Origin of the sequence: Stenotrophomonas sp. 59, assembly GCF_030291095.1 — a bacterium.
Classification (GTDB): domain Bacteria; phylum Pseudomonadota; class Gammaproteobacteria; order Xanthomonadales; family Xanthomonadaceae; genus Stenotrophomonas; species Stenotrophomonas maltophilia_Q.
Genome location: NZ_CP127408.1, coordinates 1,641,458 through 1,660,332, shown reverse-complemented (window position 1 = coordinate 1,660,332; position 18,875 = coordinate 1,641,458). Strand labels below are relative to the sequence as shown.

At 66.5% G+C, this 18,875-nt stretch carries 18 protein-coding genes and 1 tRNA gene; 9 read left to right on the top strand and 10 right to left on the bottom strand.

All coding sequences use genetic code 11. From position 1 onward, the window contains the following. Positions 1–164 precede the first annotated feature (164 nt). From parE to QP552_RS07670, 3 genes are all read left to right on the top strand, one after another. Entirely contained in the window at positions 165–2,054 is a 1,890-nt protein-coding gene (gene parE / locus QP552_RS07680; RefSeq protein ID WP_111111340.1) for a DNA topoisomerase IV subunit B, read from the top strand. 127 nt (positions 2,055–2,181) lie between these two features. Continuing rightward, complete coding sequence (locus QP552_RS07675; RefSeq protein ID WP_286075481.1) at positions 2,182–2,760, top strand: GNAT family protein; 579 nt, start codon at positions 2,182–2,184, stop codon at positions 2,758–2,760. 109 nt (positions 2,761–2,869) lie between these two features. Further along, positions 2,870–4,363 carry a S10 family peptidase gene (locus tag QP552_RS07670; protein ID WP_286075480.1) on the top strand — a complete coding sequence of 498 codons (1,494 nt, stop codon included), beginning with the start codon at positions 2,870–2,872 and terminating at the stop codon, positions 4,361–4,363. A 425-nt stretch (positions 4,364–4,788) separates the two neighbouring features. Here the strand turns inward: QP552_RS07670 and QP552_RS07665 are convergent, their stop codons facing one another. Continuing rightward, entirely contained in the window at positions 4,789–5,910 is a 1,122-nt protein-coding gene (locus QP552_RS07665) for an inorganic phosphate transporter (RefSeq protein ID WP_006431323.1), read from the bottom strand. A 13-nt stretch (positions 5,911–5,923) separates the two neighbouring features. Continuing rightward, positions 5,924–6,550, bottom strand: coding sequence for a DUF47 family protein (locus QP552_RS07660; RefSeq protein ID WP_004152833.1), 627 nt, complete (start codon positions 6,548–6,550; stop codon positions 5,924–5,926). A 292-nt stretch (positions 6,551–6,842) separates the two neighbouring features. On the opposite strand from QP552_RS07660, the gene QP552_RS07655 reads away from it, so the two are divergent. Continuing rightward, complete coding sequence (locus QP552_RS07655) at positions 6,843–8,147, top strand: hemolysin family protein (RefSeq protein ID WP_005408992.1); 1,305 nt, start codon at positions 6,843–6,845, stop codon at positions 8,145–8,147. After that, the gene (locus tag QP552_RS07650; protein ID WP_106548960.1) at positions 8,131–8,790 is read left to right on the top strand and encodes an exopolysaccharide biosynthesis protein; all 660 of its coding nucleotides are present in this window, start codon (positions 8,131–8,133) and stop codon (positions 8,788–8,790) included. Before QP552_RS07655 ends, QP552_RS07650 begins: the two co-directional genes overlap by 17 nt. 90 nt (positions 8,791–8,880) lie before the next feature. Here QP552_RS07650 and QP552_RS07645 read toward each other — a convergent pair whose 3' ends face one another. The 4 genes from QP552_RS07645 to QP552_RS07630 all read right to left on the bottom strand — a co-directional run bounded on the left by QP552_RS07645 (position 8,881) and on the right by QP552_RS07630 (position 12,206). Further along, positions 8,881–9,378 carry a pyridoxamine 5'-phosphate oxidase family protein gene (locus QP552_RS07645; protein ID WP_049428962.1) on the bottom strand — a complete coding sequence of 166 codons (498 nt, stop codon included), beginning with the start codon at positions 9,376–9,378 and terminating at the stop codon, positions 8,881–8,883. Between the two features lie 69 nt (positions 9,379–9,447). Further along, positions 9,448–10,443: an LLM class flavin-dependent oxidoreductase gene (locus QP552_RS07640; protein ID WP_106548961.1), complete on the bottom strand. Its 996-nt coding sequence runs from the start codon at positions 10,441–10,443 to the stop codon at positions 9,448–9,450. 322 nt (positions 10,444–10,765) lie between these two features. Further along, entirely contained in the window at positions 10,766–11,533 is a 768-nt protein-coding gene (locus QP552_RS07635; RefSeq protein WP_111113881.1) for a sulfurtransferase, read from the bottom strand. 307 nt (positions 11,534–11,840) lie between these two features. Next, entirely contained in the window at positions 11,841–12,206 is a 366-nt protein-coding gene (locus QP552_RS07630) for a DUF6164 family protein (protein ID WP_049430657.1), read from the bottom strand. Positions 12,207–12,276: 70 nt separating this feature from the next. On the opposite strand from QP552_RS07630, the gene QP552_RS07625 reads away from it, so the two are divergent. Both QP552_RS07625 and QP552_RS07620 read left to right on the top strand, forming a co-directional pair. Further along, entirely contained in the window at positions 12,277–12,711 is a 435-nt protein-coding gene (locus tag QP552_RS07625) for an FKBP-type peptidyl-prolyl cis-trans isomerase (RefSeq protein ID WP_111112237.1), read from the top strand. After that, positions 12,698–13,945 carry a TIGR03862 family flavoprotein gene (locus tag QP552_RS07620; RefSeq protein ID WP_286075478.1) on the top strand — a complete coding sequence of 416 codons (1,248 nt, stop codon included), beginning with the start codon at positions 12,698–12,700 and terminating at the stop codon, positions 13,943–13,945. The genes QP552_RS07625 and QP552_RS07620 overlap by 14 nt, the downstream gene beginning before the upstream one ends. 97 nt (positions 13,946–14,042) lie before the next feature. On the opposite strand, the gene QP552_RS07615 is transcribed toward QP552_RS07620, so the two are convergent. From QP552_RS07615 to QP552_RS07600, 4 genes are all read right to left on the bottom strand, one after another. Next, positions 14,043–14,504, bottom strand: a complete 462-nt coding sequence (locus tag QP552_RS07615) for a GNAT family N-acetyltransferase (protein WP_286075477.1) — start codon at positions 14,502–14,504, stop codon at positions 14,043–14,045. An 85-nt stretch (positions 14,505–14,589) separates the two neighbouring features. Continuing rightward, positions 14,590–16,212 carry an FMN-binding glutamate synthase family protein gene (locus QP552_RS07610; RefSeq protein WP_106548966.1) on the bottom strand — a complete coding sequence of 541 codons (1,623 nt, stop codon included), beginning with the start codon at positions 16,210–16,212 and terminating at the stop codon, positions 14,590–14,592. A 55-nt stretch (positions 16,213–16,267) separates the two neighbouring features. Next, on the bottom strand, positions 16,268–17,554 hold the full coding sequence (locus QP552_RS07605; RefSeq protein ID WP_286075476.1) for a nucleotide sugar dehydrogenase: 1,287 nt from the start codon (positions 17,552–17,554) through the stop codon (positions 16,268–16,270). A gap of 142 nt (positions 17,555–17,696) precedes the next feature. Next, positions 17,697–18,131, bottom strand: a complete 435-nt coding sequence (locus QP552_RS07600; protein WP_099552647.1) for a BLUF domain-containing protein — start codon at positions 18,129–18,131, stop codon at positions 17,697–17,699. Between the two features lie 131 nt (positions 18,132–18,262). Between QP552_RS07600 and QP552_RS07595 the strand changes: the two genes are divergently transcribed. Then, positions 18,263–18,349: transfer RNA gene (locus QP552_RS07595), tRNA-Leu, on the top strand. Positions 18,350–18,405: 56 nt separating this feature from the next. Further along, positions 18,406–18,873 carry a hypothetical protein gene (locus QP552_RS07590; protein WP_106548968.1) on the top strand — a complete coding sequence of 156 codons (468 nt, stop codon included), beginning with the start codon at positions 18,406–18,408 and terminating at the stop codon, positions 18,871–18,873. Positions 18,874–18,875 lie beyond the last annotated feature (2 nt).

The following is an 18,875-nucleotide window of genomic DNA, read 5'->3' as shown; positions in this document are numbered from 1 at the left end:
CCTCGCGGTATGGCTTGGATGTTTCGACCCAACAGGGGTCGCCGGCGTTCAGATTCCAGCGACTGCCATTTTACCCCCTCCCCGCCGCCGAGGCTGAACCGCAGGCGTGCAAATTCGCCGCACAGACCGCACACTTGCGCGTCGCTCCGCGCTTTAGAAGATAGATGAACGCCCGCTATAACGCCGCCGATATTGAAGTCCTGTCCGGCCTTGACCCGGTCAAGCGCCGTCCCGGCATGTATACCGACACCGCGCGCCCGAACCACCTGGCGCAGGAAGTGATCGACAACTCGGTGGACGAGGCCCTCGCGGGCCACGCCCGCTCGATCGAGATCACCCTGTACAAGGACGGCAGCGTGGAGGTCAGCGATGACGGCCGCGGCATGCCGGTGGACATCCATCCGGAAGAGAAGATCCCGGGTGTCGAGCTGATCCTCACCCGCCTGCATGCGGGCGGCAAGTTCAGCAACAACAACTACACCTTCTCTGGCGGCCTGCACGGCGTCGGCGTCAGCGTGGTCAACGCGCTGTCGACCCTGGTGGAAGTGCACATCAAGCGCGAAGGTGCCGAGCACCGCATCACCTTCCGCAATGGCGACCGCGCCACCCCGCTGGAAGTGGTCGGCACCGTCGGCAAGAAGAACACCGGTACCCGCGTGCGCTTCTGGCCGGACCCGAAGTACTTCGATACGCCGAAGTTCGCGGTGCGCGCGCTCAAGCACCTGCTGCGCGCCAAGGCGGTGCTGTGCCCTGGCCTGACCGTCAAGCTGACCGACGAGGCCACCGGCGAAGTCGATACCTGGTACTACGAAGACGGCCTGCGCGATTATCTGAAGCTGGAACTGGGCGAGCGCGAATCGCTGCCGGCCGACCTGTTCGTCGGCAACCTGAAGAAGGACACTGAGGTGGTGGACTGGGCCGTGGCCTGGCTGCCGGAAGGTGAACTGGTGCAGGAAAGCTACGTCAACCTGATTCCCACCGCCCAGCACGGCACCCACGTCAACGGCCTGCGTACCGGCCTGACCGAGGCGCTGCGCGAGTTCTGCGACTTCCGCAACCTGCTGCCGCGTGGCGTCAAGCTGGCCCCGGAAGACGTGTGGGACCGCGTGTCGTTCGTGCTGTCGCTGAAGATGACCGACCCGCAGTTCAGCGGCCAGACCAAGGAACGCCTGTCCTCGCGCCAGGCGGCCGGTTTCGTCGAAGGCGCCGCCCACGATGCGTTCAGCCTGCTGTTGAACCAGAACGTGGAGCTGGGCGAGAAGATCGCGCAGATCGCCATCGAGCGCGCCAGCGCGCGCCTGAAGACCGAGAAGCTGGTCGTCCGCAAGAAGGTCACGCAGGGCCCGGCCCTGCCCGGCAAGCTGGCCGACTGCATCAGCCAGGACCTGTCGCGTACCGAGCTGTTCCTGGTGGAAGGTGACTCGGCAGGCGGCAGCGCCAAGCAGGCCCGCGACAAGGACTTCCAGGCCATCATGCCGTTGCGCGGCAAGATCCTGAACACCTGGGAAGTCTCGTCCAACAGCGTGCTGGCCTCGGAAGAAGTGCACAACCTGGCCATCGCCATCGGCTGCGACCCGGGCAAGGATGACATCAGCGGCCTGCGCTACGGCAAGGTCATCATCCTGGCCGACGCGGACTCCGACGGCCTGCACATCGCAACGCTGCTGACCGCGCTGTTCCTGAAGCACTTCCCGGCGCTGGTCGATGCCGGCCACGTGTTCGTGGCGATGCCGCCGCTGTTCCGCATCGACGTGGGCAAGCAGGTGTTCTACGCCCTGGACGAGGAAGAAAAGCGCTCGATGCTGGACAAGATCGAACGCGAGAAGATCAAGGGCGCCATCAACGTGACCCGCTTCAAGGGCCTGGGCGAGATGAACCCGCCGCAGCTGCGTGAATCCACCATCCACCCGGATACGCGCCGCCTGGTGCAGCTGACCGTGGACGATGGCGAGCAGACCCACTCGCTGATGGACATGCTGCTGGCCAAGAAGCGCGCCTCCGACCGCAAGGGCTGGCTGGAGAGCAAGGGCGACCTGGCGTCGCTGGAAGTCTGATGCCGGCGCGGGGTCGGAGCCCTTTCCTGCGGAAAGGGCTCCGACCCCAGCCGCTCCGGCCCCATCCCGCCGCCATCGGCAAACCCGGCGGCGCCATAATGCGCGTCCACCCGTGTGGACCATCGTATTGGCCAGCCACTCGTTGCTGTTCCCCGCCCTGCCGCTGCACAGCGCCCGGTTGGTGCTGAGCCCGATCCGCCGTGACGACGCGGCCGCGCTGTTCACGCTGCAGTCCAATCCGGACGTGATGCGCTGGTGGAACCACCCGGCCTGGACGCGTCCGGCCGAAGCCCGCGAACAGATCGACGACGATCTTGCCGCGCACGCCATCGGTACCCAGTTGAAGCTGGCCGTGCGCGAATCGCCCAACGGCCCACTGCTGGGCATCTGCGTTGCGTTTGCCATTGATCGCGAGGCCATGCGGGCCGAGATCGGCTATCTGTTGGCGCCCGACCGCCAGGGCCAGGGATACATGCATGAGGCCCTGCAGCAGATGCTGGGCTATCTGTTCCGCACCCTGCACCTGCACCGTATCGAAGCCGAGATCGATCCACGCAACGTACCCTCGGCACATGTGCTTGACCGCCTGGGCTTCCACCGCGAGGGGGTGCTGCGCCAGCGCTGGCGCATCCAGGGTGAGCTTTCGGACTCGGCCGTCTACGGCCTGTTGGCCAACGACGAAGCGGCAACCGCCCTGACCGCTTGACCCAATCTGGCCGCAACCGGCCAGCGCGCTCAGGCATGCCTTTGGACACATCCGGTGCGGCACCCACCGGCCTAGCATCGGAACCCCCTTCCGTTGCCGATACGGTGCCATGAAGTCCCTGCTGCACACTGCCGCGCTCTGCGTCGGCCTGCTCATCGCCCCTGCCAGCGTGCTGGCCGCACCGGCCGACGCCAAACCCGATCAGAAGGATGACAAGAGCGAAGCGCCCGCCCTGCCGGCCGATGCCTCGGTCCGCCAGAGCATGCGCCTGGCCGGGCGCAGCCTCGACTACACCGCCACGGTCGGCACCCTGCCGGTGCGCGATGACAAGGGCAAGGTGATCGCCGATGTGGTGTTCACCGCCTACACGATGCCGGGCAAGGACCGGCCGGTGACCTTCGCGCTCAACGGCGGCCCCGGTGCCTCGTCGGTCTACCTCAACATGGGCGCGATCGGGCCCAAGGTGGTCACCTTCGGTTCGGAGGGCGACAGCGCCTCGGCGCCGGCCACCCTGCATGACAACCCGGGTACCTGGCTGGATTTCACCGACCTGGTGTTCATCGATCCGGTCGGCACCGGTTTCAGCCGCGCGCGCATCGGCGATGACGAGGCGAAGAAGCAGCTGTACAACCCCAGTGCCGACATCGAGTACCTGTCGCGCTCGATCTACGACTGGCTGCTGCGCAACCAGCGCATGGCGTCACGCAAGTACCTGACCGGCGAGAGCTACGGCGGTTATCGCGGCCCGCGCATCACCCACTTCCTGCAGACCCGGCTGGGCGTGGCGATGAACGGCCTGGTGCTGGTGTCGCCGTACCTCAGCCCGACGCTGGAAGACAACGCCGACGTCTCGCCGATGGCGTGGATGCAGACGCTGCCGTCGATCGCGGCCGCGCACCTGGAGCGCCAGGGCAAGCTGACCGACGCGGCGATGCGCGAGGTGGTCGAGTACACCCGTGGCGACTACGCCAACGCGCTGATGAAGGGCCGCAGCGATCCGCAGGCGACCGAGGCGATGCTGCGCCGGGTAACCGAGCTGACCGGGCTTGACCCGCAGTTCGTGCGCCGTGCCGGCGGCCGCCTGGAAACCCAGGCCTACCTGCGCGAAGTGTTCCGCGACAAGGGCACGCTGGGCAGCCGCTACGATTCCAACGTGACCGCGTTCGATCCGTTCCCGAACGATCCGGAGCAGCGTGCCAACGATCCTCTGCTGGACAGCATCATCGCGCCGACCACCACGGCGATGGTCGACTTCGTGACGCGCGTGGTCGGCTGGAAGGTGGATGCGCGCTACCAGGCGCTGAACTACGAGGTGAACCGGCTGTGGGACCGCAACGGCGAACTGCGCCAGGGTGCGGTGACCCAGCTGCGCCAGGCGGTGGCGATCGACCCGCATCTGCAGGTGCTGATCGTGCACGGCTGGAATGACCTGTCGTGCCCGTTCATGGGTTCGATCCTGACGGTGGACCAGATGCCGGCGATGGGCAGTAACCCGGACCGGGTGCAGGTGCGGAGCTATCCGGGCGGGCACATGTTCTACAGCCGGGCGGACAGCCAGGCGGCGTTCCGGAAGGATGTGCAGGCGCTGTTCCAGCGCAATTGAGGGGTTCGGCCGGGCCTGCGGCCCGGCACCCGCTGACGGCAACGGCAACGGCACAAGCCGGGGTTCCGTGGGCTGGCGAGGTGGGGTGGGGTTGCAGGACACGCCGTAAACCCATCCCTGGGGGCTCGATGGCGCCATCCATGGCGCCAACGGTCCTGCAACCCCACCCCACCCCGCCGCTGACAGATTCCTGCGGCTGTTGTTAGGTGTCGACCGCTCGTCGGCACGGGGTCGGATCCCGTTGCTTGGCAACGGGCTCTGACCCTGGTTCTGCTCTGGTAGGTGTCGACCTTGGTCGACATGATGGGTGCCGAAGAATTGTTTCTCCCATGAAAAAAGCCCGCCGGAATCCGGCGGGCTTTTTCTTTCCAGGGGTCAGATCCTTTTCCCGCAGTGAAAGGGCTCTGACCCCCAGGCTGCAGGCATCAGGTCCAGCCGAACAGCTCGAACAGCTTCAGGATCAGGTACGCACAGCCGCCGGCGGCGGGGATGGTCAGGATCCAGGCCCAGACGATGCGTTCGATCACGCCGAACTTCAGCGAACGCGGGTTCTTGGCGAAGCCGACGCCCATGATCGCGGTGGAGATGCTGTGCGTGGTCGAGACCGGCATGCCGAAGTGGGCAGCCAGGGTCAGGATGGTGGCCGAGCTGGTCTCCGCGGCGAAGCCGTGGATCGGGTGCAGCTTGACCATCTTGTGGCCCAGGGTCTTGATGATCTTCCAGCCGCCCGAGGCGGTACCGGCAGCCATCACCACCGCACAGGTCAGCACGATCCACATCGCGATGCCGTCACCGGCGTGCGCGTCCGGGTGCATGAAGGCCAGCCAGGACGGCAGGTCGTTCAGTGCGCCGGTCGCTTCGGCACCGATCAGGGTCATGGCGATGATGCCCATGGTCTTCTGCGCGTCGTTGTGGCCGTGGGCGAAGCCCATGTAGGCCGCCGAGGCGATCTGGGCCTTGCCGAAGAACGCATTGACGATGCGCGGGCGGGCCAGGCGACCGATGGCGCCACCGATCTTGGCCAGGCCGGCGATCAGGCCCCACAGCAGCACCATCACCACGATGCCGAGCAGGAAACCGGCGATCGGCGAGGTGATCATCGGCACGAACACCTTCCACAGCAGGCCCTTGTTCTGCGCCCAGCTGCCCAGGCGCTCGGACCAGATCAGCGCGTCCCAGTTGTTGTGGGCCGCGGCCAGGCCGGCGCCGCAGAGGCCACCGATCAGCGCGTGCGAGGACGAGGACGGCAGCCCCTTCCACCAGGTGATCAGGTTCCAGATGATGCCGCCGAGCAGGGCACACAGGATCACCTGCGGGGTGACATCGACGACGTTGGTGTTGAGCAGGCCGGAGGCGATCGTCAATGCGACGGCCGTACCGGTCAGCGCACCGATCAGGTTCATGAAGGCGGCCAGCATCACCGCCCAGCCGGGCGAGAGCACCTTGGTCGCGACCACGGTGGCAATGGAGTTGGCGGTGTCGTGGAAGCCGTTGATGAACTCGAAGACGAGTGCGGCCAGGATCACCACCAGGACAAGGGTCAACATGCGGCGGCGTCCGTCAGCTGTTCTTCAACACGATCTGGTACGCCACCACGCCGGCCTCGCGGCAACGGTCGATGGCCTTTTCCAGGATCTCGAAGAATTCCTTCAGCAGGAACATCTGCAGGTTGTCCAGGCGGCCGGAATAGATGTCGCGGTACAGCTCGAGCATCAGGCGGTCGGCCTCGTTTTCCAGTGAACGCAGCTTCTCGTTCAGCGCGGTCATCCGGTCCAGGTTCATGTGGCGCAGGTCGGCCACCATCTCCACCACCACGCCGGCGGCCTGTTCCAGCATCGCCGCGCGCGGCGCGAAGTCGATGTGTTCCAGGTGGGTCGTGGCCAGCGAATAGCGATCGGCGAACTTCTCGATCTGCTTGGGAATCTTGTACAGGGCCGAGCCCAGCGCTTCGATGTCTTCGCGCTCGATCGGGGTCATGAAGCTGTCCACCAGCGCCTGGCTGATCTTGTCCGAGGCCGCGCGCTCGCGCAGGCGGGCCAGCTTGAAGGCGTCCAGCGCGGGCTGGCGGTCGGCCTCGCGCAGCATGGAATGCAGCGCCTTGGCGGCGTCGGACGCCGCGACGGCGGCCTCATCGAGCAGGGTGTAGAACTGTTTGCCGGAACCGAAAATGGTCTGCAGAGAGAACATTGAGAAACCTGTCAGCCGTCGCGGGAAGGACGGCACCAGACGGAATTATGACGGCTAGATGACCATCTCGGGTATCCCCGCCCCCTTTCAAGGACGTGGAACCCCCAACCTGAACAGGCGGTTGCCACCCTGCCACGCCCCTTTGCTAAGATGCCAGCGTGCCTTCGGGCGCACCTTATGGACGACGACCCTTATCCCCCAGCGCCGCGCCGGACCCCGTTCCTGAGCGCCTGCCGCCATCGCAAGCACCCGCCCTCCCTGCCACCAACCGGGGACGACGCCCGTGTTTGAAATGATCCTGATTGTCTTCGCGCTCGTTCTGTTGAACGGCTTCTTCGCCATGTCCGAGATGTCGGTCATGACCTCGCGCAAGAGCCGCCTGAAGCAGATGGCCGCCACCTCCAAGCGCGCCGCCAAGGCGCTGGAGCTGTCGGAGAAGCCGGAGAGCTTCCTGTCCACCGTGCAGATCGGCATCACCGTGATCGGCGTGCTGACCGGCTACCTCGGTGGTGAAGCACTGGGCGAGGCCTTCGCCGGCTGGATCCAGGGCCTGATGCCGGGCTTCGCCTATGCCGGCAACATCGGCACGGCGCTGGCGGTCAGCCTGATCACCTTCATCACGCTGATCTTCGGCGAACTGGTGCCCAAGCGCCTGGCACTGACCCGTTCGGAGGCCATTGCCGGCCTGGTGGCGATGCCGATGAGCTGGCTGGCCAAGCTGGCCCTGCCCTTCGTCTGGCTGCTGTCCAAGACCACCCAGCTGGTCCTGCGCCTGTTCGGCCTGGGCAAGGATGAAGTCGCCTCGGTGACCGAAGAAGAGATCCGCATGCTGGTGGCCGAGAGCCACGAGGCCGGCGTGATCGATGCCCACGAGCGCGACATGATGAACCGTGTCATGCGCCTGGGCGACCGCACCGCCGACAGCCTGATGACCCCGCGCAACCGCATCGCGTGGCTCGACACCCAGGCTGGACTGGAACGCAACCTGGAAATCATGGCCGAGCACGAGTTCTCGCGGTACCCGGTGTACCGCGACAACGACATGGACGTGGTCGGCGTGCTGGAGCTGAAATCGCTGGCCACGCGCATGGCGCGCGGCGACAACGCGCTGTTCCAGACCCTGCGCGAACCCCTGTACGTTTCCGAATCGACCCACGCGATGAAACTGCTGGAAATCTTCCGCGAGGAACAGCAGTCGATGGCACTGGTAGTGGACGAGTACGGCGAGATCCAGGGCCTGGTGACCATCAGCGACCTGATGGGCGCGGTGGTTGGCCGCCTGCAGGCGGTGGAGAACGCCGACGAGGACGCACTGGTGGTGACCCGCGAGGACGGCTCGCTGCTAGTGGACGGTTCACTGCCGATCGAAGACGTGCGCGAACTGATCGGCAGCAACGACCTGCCCGACGCCGAGGACGGCGACTACTACACGCTCGCCGGCATGTGCATCCATTACTTCGGCCGCATTCCGCACGCGGGCGAGTACTTCGACTGGGCTGGCTGGCGCTTCGAAGTGGTCGACCTGGACGGTGCGCGCGTGGACAAGCTGCTGCTGCGCACGTTGTCCGACGAGCAGGCCGATGAGCTCACCGCCTGAGGCCGGCCAGGGTCCGGGCGCCGAGCGCCCGACCTACCGCAACGAGGGCATCCGCACCCTGCTGGAGATGTTCGCCTCCGGTGATCCGGCCGAGCACATGCCGCTTGGCCAGATCCTGTGCAACTTGCAGCAGAGCGCGTTCGGCGTATTCCTGTTCGTGGCCATCCTGCCCTCGTTCATTCCGATTCCGGGCATGGGCGGCGCGGTCAGCGGTCCACTGGTGATCCTTATCGGCCTGCAGATGCTGTGCTGCCTGCGCCGCCCCTGGCTGCCCGGCTTCATTGCCCGGCGCGGGCCGAAGCGCGGCACCATGCACCGCTTCCTTGACCGTATCGATCGCCCGCTGCGGCGCCTGGACAAGATGCTGAAGCCGCGCCTGCCGCAGCTGCTGACACCGCTGCCGGCGCACGCCTTCACCGGCCTGCTGCTGGTGCTGCTGGGCGTGCTGCTGTCGCTGCCGATTCCGTTCACCAATTTCCTGTTCGGCTTCCAGCTGCTGCTGTTCGCGCTGGCATTGCTGGAGCGCGATGGCGCGCTCATGCTGTTCAACTGGATCGCGGCGCTGGCGGCGATCGCCTTCTTCGGTTTCAGTTCGGGGCAGCTGGTGGGTTACACGGTGGATCTGTTCCAGCGTTGGTTCTGAAAGCCGACCGCTGCGCTCGCCGGGCATGGCCCGGCGCTACCCACGATGCGCCCCCGGTAGCGCCGGGCCATGCCCGGTGGGGGCGAAACCTCAGCGCAGATCAATGAAACCGTTGTCGGCCAACGCCGCCGGCTCGTCCTGCACCGCCGACAGCACGAAGGTCAACGCCTTGCCCAGCAGCGTGCCCGGACCATCCCAGTATTCGGCACTGTCGGCGCGCACGTGGATCAGGCGAAGGTTGGGGTCATCCTTGCCACCGGGGAAGAACAGTTTCATCGCCGGTGACCACAGCTCCTCGATCTTCGCGCGATCGTCAACCACGCGCGCCCGCCCCGCCACCGACACATAGGTGTTCTTCGAGGGCGAGGCATACGCCACGTTGACCCGCGGATCGAGCGCGATCTCGGCCACCTTCGGGCTGTCGCCGGTGATCACGAACCACAGGTCACCATCGAAGGCCACCTGCTGGGTGGCCAGCGGCCGGCTGTAGAGTCGCCCGTCGACGCCGGTGGTGGTGAACATCGCCACCTCCACGTCCTTGATCAGTTCGGCCAGCTGGGCAATGTGTTCGGCGCGGGTCTCGGCCATGGTGGGGACTCCAGAAGTAGGAGTCCCCATCAGACGTGGTTCGGCCGCAACAGGCCGTGACGCAATTGTTCAGCCCGCGTGGCGGGCATGCCAGGCGTGCATCGCCAGTTCGAACGAACGCAGGCGTGCGCGGTGGTCGTACAGATTGGCGGTGAGCATCAGTTCGTCGGGCTTGTGCCGTTCGACAAAGGCGGCGATGCCCTCGGCCACCTGCTGCGGATCACCCAGTACGGTGCAGGCCAATGCCCGCTCCACGCCCAGCTTTTCATGCGGTTCCCAGAAGGACTCGATGTCGTCGATCGGTGCCGGAATCTTGCCCGGACGGCCGCGGCGAAGGTTGACGAAACTCTGCTGCTGGCTGGTGAACAAACGCCGCGATTCGGCTTCGCTGTCGCTGGCGACAACGTTCAAGGCCAGCATCGCGTGCGGCTGTTTCAGCGTGGCCGAGGGGCGGAACTCGCGGCGGTACACCGCCAGCGCTTCGTCCATCACGTCGGGCGCGAAGTGCGAGGCGAACGCGTACGGCAGGCCCATCGAGGCGGCCATGCGCGCACCGAACAGGCTCGAACCGAGGATCCAGGTCGGCACCCGCAGGCCTCCCCCCGGCACCGCCTGCACAGCCTGCCCGGGCTGTACCGGTTCGAAGTAGTGCAGCAGTTCGCGAACGTCCTGCGGGAACTGGTCGGCGCTGTCGAAGTAGCGGCGCAGCGCACGCGCGGTCGGCTGGTCGGTGCCCGGCGCGCGGCCGAGGCCAAGGTCGATGCGGTCGGGATACAGCGAGGCCAGCGTGCCGAACTGCTCGGCCACCTGCAGCGGCGCATGGTTGGGCAGCATGATGCCGCCGGCACCGACGCGGATGCGCTTCGTGCCCCCGGCCACATGGCCGATCAGCACGGCGGTGGCCGCACTGGCGATGCCGGGCATGTTGTGGTGTTCGGCCAGCCAGTAACGGCGATAGCCCAGCGCATCGGCGTGCTGGGCCAGTTCCAGCATGTTGGCGAAGGCGGCGGTGGTGTCACTGCCCTCGCAGACCGGGGCCAGGTCGAGAATCGACAACGGGATCATCAGGCGGTATTCCGTCACAGGATTCCCTTTGTGATGGGGTCGGCCGGGCGCAACGGCCAGTGACGGTGGCGGGATGCTGATTCCCGCGGGATGGGTTCAGGAGAACAGGGTCGACGGATTACGGGCCGCGGGCCGCGGACGGCGGCTGGACGGCGGCTGGACGGCGGCTGGACGGCGGCTGGACTGCTCTCGGCGGGAGACTGAAACCCCCGCGCTGCGCGCGATAGTCGACTAACAGTCGACTCTACCGGCGCCCTGTCAACCATCGTCCCCGCCAGCCCGCATTCCCATCAACCTGCGCCCCGGTCAACCTGCATACCGGTCAGAACGCGCTGGGGCGCGGCTCCGGCAGCGGCTGATCGACCATCGGCTTCAGCTCGGCATCCAGCGCCACGCGCTCGTCGAACACGAAGCAACGCCCCTCGTAGCCTTCACCGCCCACCTCCTCGAAGTAACCGAGGATGCCGCCGTCGAGCTGCAGCACATTGTCCATGCCGTCGTTGACCATCCACAGCGCGGCCTTCTCGCAGCGGATGCCGCCGGTGCAGAAACTGACCACGGTGCTGTCCTTCAGCGCCTCGCGATGCGGCGCCAACGCCTCGGGCAGGTCGGTGAACTTGTGGATGGGCAGCACCAGCGCGTCCTTGAAGGTGCCGTACTCCACTTCCTGCAGGTTGCGCGTGTCGAGCATCACCACCGGCTTGCCGGCGTCGTCATGCCCCTGGCGCAGCCACCGCTGCACCGTGGCCGGATCGACCGCCGGCGCACGCGGATAGTCCAGCGGCTGGCCATCATCGCGGCGGAAGCTGATGATCTCGTCCTTCACCTTGGCCTTCAGCCGCGCGAACGGCTGGTGCTCGCTGAGACTGATCTTGACCCGCAGATCAGCAAAACGCGCATCTTCACGCAGCGCCGCATAGAAGCCCTCGATGGCCCCTGGCGCACCGGCCAGGAACAGGTTCAGCCCCTCGCCCGCCACCAGGATCGTGCCGCGCAGCTCCGCCGCCTCGGCACGCGCCAGCAGCTGGTCGCAGAGCGCTTGGGGGGCGTCGATGACGGCGAAATGGTAAGCGGCGGTATTGGCGATCATCCTGCCATTTTAGCGCCAGACAGCCAAAGGGTCAGATTTTCACGTTCATCCACGCATGGCGTGGATCTACGGCGTGGATCTGCTGTGTCGACCAAGGTCGACACCTACCAACAGCCGCGGGGAACTGTCAGAGGCGTGGCGGTGTGGGCAGGCGGGACCGTTGGCGCCATGGATGGCGCCATCGAGCCCCCACGGACGGGTTCACGGCGTGTCCCGCCTGTCCACACCGCCACGCCATCCCACGGAAACCAGCGTTTGACGTTGCGGTTGCGTCTGCGGGTGCCGGGTGCAACCCGGCCGAAACCCCTTACCCCCGCAACAGCACGAACGGCAGCAGCACCAGCGCTGCTGCACCCACCATCCCCAGCAGCACCAGCACCACGTAGACCGGCCGCCGCCGGAACAGGCTGCCGAAGGTCTCGGCGGTGCCATCACGCAATGCCTGCTCACGCTCAGCGCGGATGCGAGGACCGCGCTCGGCCTGGTACTCGGCCATCAGCGCCTTCGCGCGCGGATGATCAGCGTCCTCGCGCAGCCACAGGCCGCCATTGGAAATGCCCCACGGGCTGGGTTCGGTGCGATACCAGGCGATGCCGTGCTGGTCGAGCAGCGTGCAGACATCGGCATATTCGTCGTCACCGACATTGCGCAGATTGAGCAGGAGTTTTGCCATGGCCCCATGATACCCGGCGCCGATGCGCTACCCTTGCCGCCCTCGCCCTGCGCCCTTCCGGAGACGCCCGATGCGCCGCCTGCTGCTTCCCCTGCTGCTGTCCCTCGCCGCCGCTGGCTGCACGACCGAACCGTCCGGCCCGCCGCCCGGCGGCACCCTGACCACCTTCGAGCGCATCGACACCGTGCCCGGCACCGGCGCCGAAGCCGTCTCCGGCAGCAAGGTGACCGTGCACTACACCGGTTGGATCTACGACAACCGCACCGAAACCAAGCACGGCAAGACCTTCGACAGCTCGGTCAGCCGTGGCGAACCGTTCACCTTCCCGCTGGGCGCAGGCCAGGTCATCCGCGGCTGGGATGAGGGCGTGGCCGGCATGAAGGTCGGCGGCAAGCGCACCCTGATGATCCCGCCGGACTACGGCTACGGCGACCGCCGCGTCGGCCCGATCCCGGCCGGCTCGTCGCTGGTGTTCGACGTCGAGCTGCTCGATGTCAAACCGTAATACCGCACTGCCCCAGCGGGTCGCCGTCATCGGCGGCGGCCCGGCCGGCCTGTTCGCCGCCGAGCACCTGCGCGCCGCTGGGCTGGAGGTCGACCTGTACGAGGCCAAGGGGTCACCCGGCCGCAAGTTCCTGATCGCCGGCAAGGGCGGGCTCAACCTCACCCATTCCGATCCGCGGCCGTTGTTCGACAGCCGCTACCGCGAGCAGGCCGCCGTGGTCGGCAGCTGGCTGGATGGCTTCGACGCGCAGGCATTGCGTGACTGGGCCGCCGGCTTCGGCGTGGAGACCTACGTGGGCAGCTCCGGCCGGGTGTTCCCGGTCGACCGCAAGGCAGCGCCGCTGCTGCGCGGCTGGGTGCGCCGGTTGAAGGAACAGGGGGTGCGCCTGCATGCCAACCACCGTTGGATCGGCTGGAGCGACGACGGCGCCCTGCGCTTTGCCACCGAGGCAGGGGAAATCGATGTGCGCCCCGATGCCACGGTACTGGCGATGGGCGGCGGCAGTTGGCCGCAGCTGGGCAGCGACGGCGCCTGGGTTGCGCCACTGCAGGCGCGTGGCGTGGACATCGCGCCACTGCAGTCAGCCAACTGCGGCTTCGACGTGGACTGGACCCCGTTCTTCGCCCAGCGCAATGCCGGTGCACCATTGAAGCCGGTGATTGCACACTGGATCGACCTGGCTGGACAGCCGCAGTCGCTGCAGGGCGAGTGCGTGGCCAGTGAGTACGGCATTGAAGGCAGCCTGATCTACGCATTGGCCGCCGATCTGCGCGAAACCATCAACCGCGATGGCCACGCCATGCTGTGGCTGGACCTGGTGCCCGGCCGCGACGAAGCGCGCCTGCTGGCCGACCTGTCACGTCCCCGCAAGGGCCGCAGCTTCGGTGAGCATCTGCGTCGCCAGGCGGGCCTGGATGCGGTGAAGGCCGCACTGGTGTTCGAGATTCTTGGCAAGGAGGCCGGCAACGATCTGCCGGCCGTGGCTGCCACGCTCAAGCGCCTGCCGCTGCGCGTGCTGCGTCCAAGGCCGATGGCCGAGGTGATCAGCACCGCCGGTGGCGTGCGCCTGCAGGCGCTGGATGATGGCCTGATGCTGCGGGCGGTGCCCGGTGTGTTCTGTGCAGGCGAGATGCTGGACTGGGAAGCGCCGACCGGCGGCTACCTGTTGACCGCGTGCTACGCCAGTGGCCTGCGCGCTGCGGAAGGCGTGATCGGGTGGCTGGCGGAGCGGTGACGCCTGCCTTGTAGAGTCGAGCCATGCTCGACTGCCTCATCGATTGAATCAAAAGCAGTCGAGCATGGCTCGACTCTACAAAAGCCGTCGAGCTACATCACCACGGCCGGCGCATGCTCACCGACGCCAGCGCCACGCCGCTGGGATGTGGGTAGGCCTTTTCGCTCACGCTGATGAACCCCTGCCGCTGATAGAACGGCACGGCATTGAGCGAGGCCGACAGCACCACCTCACGCTCACGATCGGCCATTGCCAGCAATCGCTGCATCAGCGCCTGGCCGATGCCCTGGCCGCCACGATCGGGATCAACGAACAACGCGTCGACTTCATTGGCATCGGCATCGAACACCCCGAAACCAAGCAGGGCACCCTCGCCGTCCTCGGCCACCACGCAACCGCCCTGCCCCAGCAGCCGCGCGTACTGCGCGGGCGGCGGCGAGGCCGACCACGGCGCGATGACCTCGGGTGGGTAATGGCTGCTGCAGGTCTCACGCACGCATCGCGTGCGCAGCGCCCACAACATGGCCACGTCATCCATGGTGCCGGTCCTGAATCGCATGGCATCTCCTTGTAGAGCCGAGCCCGTGCCCGGCTGTTCTTCGTTCCACAAAAGCAGTCGAGCATGGCTCGACTCTACAGAGACGTTATCGCGACTTGCTGGCCCGCAGTGCCTGGATCTTCGGCGGCGGCTGGAAGGAATCACTGCGCGCATCGGCCCAGAACGCATGGAACACGGCGTGGTCCGGCACCTTGTGCAGCAGCTCACCCGGTTCCAGGTAACGGTACAGCGAGGCCAGCGAGCGGATCTCAACAGGCGAAACCCGACGCAGGATATGTTCCGGGCCCAGTTCCGCCGGGTCATTCAGGCCTGCAGCACACAGCAGCTCCTTCAGCGCATGCAGTGTGTGCTCATGGAAGCTGTACACACGGGTGGCCTTGTCCGGTGCGTCCAGATGCTTCCAGCGCGCCGGGTCCTGGGTGGCGATGCCGGTGGGGCACTTGTCGGTGTGGCAGCTCAGTGACTGGATGCAGCCCAGCGCGAACATGAAGCCACGGCCGGCATTGCACCAGTCGGCACCCAGCGCGATGGTGCGCGCGATGTCGAACGCACTGGTGATCTTGCCGGCCGCACCGATGCGGATGCGCTCGCGCAGATCGAGGCCCACCAGGGTGTTGTGTACCAGCAGCAGCGCCTCGTGCATCGGTACGCCGACATGGTCGACGAACTCGGCCGGTGCCGCGCCGGTGCCGCCTTCGGCGCCGTCCACCACGATGAAGTCCGGCAGCAGCCCGGTTTCCTGCATCGCCTTGGCGATGCCGAACCACTCCCACGGGTGGCCGATGGCCAGCTTGAAACCGACCGGCTTGCCACCGGACAGCTCGCGCAGGCGGGCGACGAACTGCAACAGCTCCACCGGCGTCGAGAACGCCGAGTGGCGCGATGGCGACACACAGTCCACACCCATCGGCACACCGCGCGTCACCGAAATCTCGGCGGTCACCTTCGGCGCTGGCAGCACGCCGCCATGGCCTGGCTTGGCACCCTGCGACAGCTTGATCTCGATCATCTTGACCTGGTCATGGGTGGCATTGGCAACGAAGCGTTCCTCGCTGAAACCACCCTTCTCGTCGCGGCAACCGAAGTAGCCCGAGCCGATTTCCCACACCAGGTCACCGCCCATCTCGCGGTGGTAGGGCGAGATCGAACCTTCGCCGGTGTCGTGGTAGAAACCACCGCGCCGCGCGCCTTCGTTCAGCGCGCGGATCGCATTCGCCGACAGTGAACCGAAGCTCATCGCCGAGATGTTGAACACGCTGGCCGAATAGGGCTTGGCACAGTTCGGACCGATCAGCACGCGGAAGTCATGCTTGGCAATGGCGGTCGGTGCCAGTGAATGGTTGATCCACTCGTAGTCCACCGCATAGGTGCTGCGCAGGGTGCCGAACGGTACCGTGTCCATCTCGTTCTTGGAGCGCTGGTAGATCAGCGCGCGCTGCTGGCGCGAGAACGGCACGTCCTCCAGGTCGCTCTGCACGAAGTACTGGCGGATTTCCGGTCCGATCGATTCGAGCCCGTAACGGAAATGCGCCATCACCGGATAGTTGCGGCGCAGCGTGCTGCGCTTCTGCAGCAGATCCCAGGTCCCCAATGCCACCATCGCGGCAGTCAGGCCGACGCCCCAATACCAGGCCGGCCATATCGTGGCCAGCCACAGGCATATCGGGAACATCAGGATGGCGAGCAGGTAGACGATATACCGGTGCATGGCTTTCCTCGGTTGCAACTGCTCCCGAGTCTACCGCGCTGCCCGCCGCCCAGGCTTACAGGCGACCGTCAACCACGTTGCGCGGCCAGGCCGATTTCACGTCGTAGACCAGCCCACCCGGTGCCAGCAGGCCCCGGATGGCCGCTTCATCCATGGCCTTGAAGCGGGCATGGGCCACCGCCAGCACCACCGCGTCATAGCCGCCTGGAACCGGCTCGGCCAGCCACTGCACGCCGGCCTCGGCCAGCGCCGCCGGGCCCACCCACGGGTCGCTGACTTCCACATCGGCACCGGCATCGCGCAGCCGCTGGGCCAGTTCCAGCGCGCGACTGTTGCGCAGGTCCGGGCAGTCCTCCTTGAAGGTCACGCCCAGCACCAGGACACGCGACTGCGCGGGTGCGCGGCCACGCTCGGCCAGCATGGCCAGCACCCGCGCGGCGACATGCTCGCCGACGCGGTTGTTGACCTGCCGTGCGGTGTGGATCAGGTCCGGGTGGTAGCCCACGCTTTCGGATTTGTGCAGCAGGTAATACGGATCCACGCCGATGCAATGCCCCCCCACCAGGCCGGGCCGGAATGGCAGGAAATTCCACTTGCTGCCCGCCGCATCGAGCACGTCCTGGGTATCGATGCCGAGCCGGTCGAAGATCAGCGCCAGCTCGTTGACCAGCGCGATGTTGACGTCGCGCTGGATGTTCTCGACCACCTTCGCTGCTTCGGCCACGCGCATCGACGGCGCCGGGAAGGTCCCGGCGTCGATGATGCGCTGGTACAGGCCATCAATCACCGCCGCGACCTCGGGCGTCGAGCCGGAGGTGATCTTGCGGATGTCGGCCAGGCGCCGCTGGCGATCGCCAGGGCTGACCCGCTCCGGGCTGTAGCCGCAGTAGAAATCCTCGTTGAAGCGCAGGCCCGAGCCCTGCTCGAGCAGCGGCACGCAGACCTCTTCGGTGGTGCCGGGATACACCGTGGATTCGTAGATCACCAGATCGCCCGTGCGCAGATGGCTGGCGATCAGGCGGCTGGCCGAACGCAATGGCTCCAGGTCGGGCTGCTCGTAGGCATCGATCGGGGTCGGCACGGTAACGATATAGACGTTGCAGGCATCGAGCAGCGAAGGATCGCTGCCGTACTGCAGATGCGTGGCTTCGGCCAGCTCGTCAGCCTCCATCTCCAGCGTGTGATCACGGCCACCGCGCAGCTCGTCGATGCGGCCGGCATCGATGTCGAAGCCCAGTGTCGGCCAGTGCCGGCCAAACGCCACCGCCAACGGCAGGCCGACGTAACCCAGGCCGATCACAGCGAAACGCGGCGTCACCGCCGCCGCAACGGGCACGCTCATCGGCTCATCCCGTGCACCGGGTGAAACCGGATGCGTGCTGCCATGGCTTCGGCCAACCCACTCATTCGCTGTACCACTCCGGAAAACCCGCACCAGGAAGGCTACAGCCTAACGGCCCCGGCACCCCGCCGCCAAGGCGGGCTCAGGAGCCCAGCGCGACCGCAGCGGGTTCCAGCTCGCCGTCGGCACCGGTCCAGGCCTGCAGCAGGCGCTCGAAACCTCCACTGCCCAGCAGGAAACCCGGCCACGCCGCGTCAACGATCTGGGTCAGCAGGTCCGCATCGATCCGCCGCGTGCCCATCGACCAGCGCGGGAACGCACGCTGCAGTACCGGCGCACGGCACAACACCTTCATCTGCGCATGGCTGCGTGCATTGACGATGCGCTGGAACACCGAATCGATGCCATCTTCGGGGCCTTCCAGATACTGCAGGAAGCGGCTGCCGTCGAACATCAGCACACCGGTGACGCCGGCTACACGATTGAAGGCCGTGGCATCGGCCAGCAGGCGATCAAGATCGGTTGTCCGCAGATCGGCGCGGGCCTCACTGGCATAGGCAATCGCGTGCAGCGACATCGGGTGGCTCCCCCCCTGGGAACGATGGCTGGGACTATGACATGAACAGGGATAACAGTTAAGCACGTCACCGCCGTGACGCGATCCGGTCGCCGCGCTGCAGGTGGGCTACAATCGGCGCCGCGTTGCAGGCCCGGATGGCGAAACTGGTAGACGCATCGGACTTAAAATCCGCCGGGGGCAACCCCATGCCGGTTCGATTCCGGCTCCGGGCACCAGCATCGCAGCGCAGGATGGCGTCCGCCCTTCGGGGCATTGCACAAGGAACCCGCACATGAAGCTGTCTGTCCTGATACTCCCCCTGCTGTGCGTGACCAGCCTTCCGGCGGTGGCGCAGTCCTACTCCGACAGCCGCCACAATCGCGACGGAAGCGTGGACATCCGCTACAGCGATGGGTCTTCCAGCCGCATCACGCGCGATCTGTCCAAGCGCGTGATCGCCGAACACAGTGACGGCAGCCGCTCGACCACCACCACTGACCTCAGTGGCCGCAAGCGCACCACCTACAGCGATGGCAGCTACTCCGACACCAGCACCGACCTGAGCGGCAGGGTCATCACGCAGTACAGCAACGGTGCGCGCTCCACCAGCACACGCGACCTGAGCGGCAGGTGGCGCACCGAGTTCAGCGACGGCTCCTACTCGACCAGCACCCGCGACCTGAGCGGCAGGTGGCGCACCACTGCCAGTGGTGGCATGGCCGCCCGTCATCCAGAACGCGGCGTCGGCAAAAAGCCCTGAGC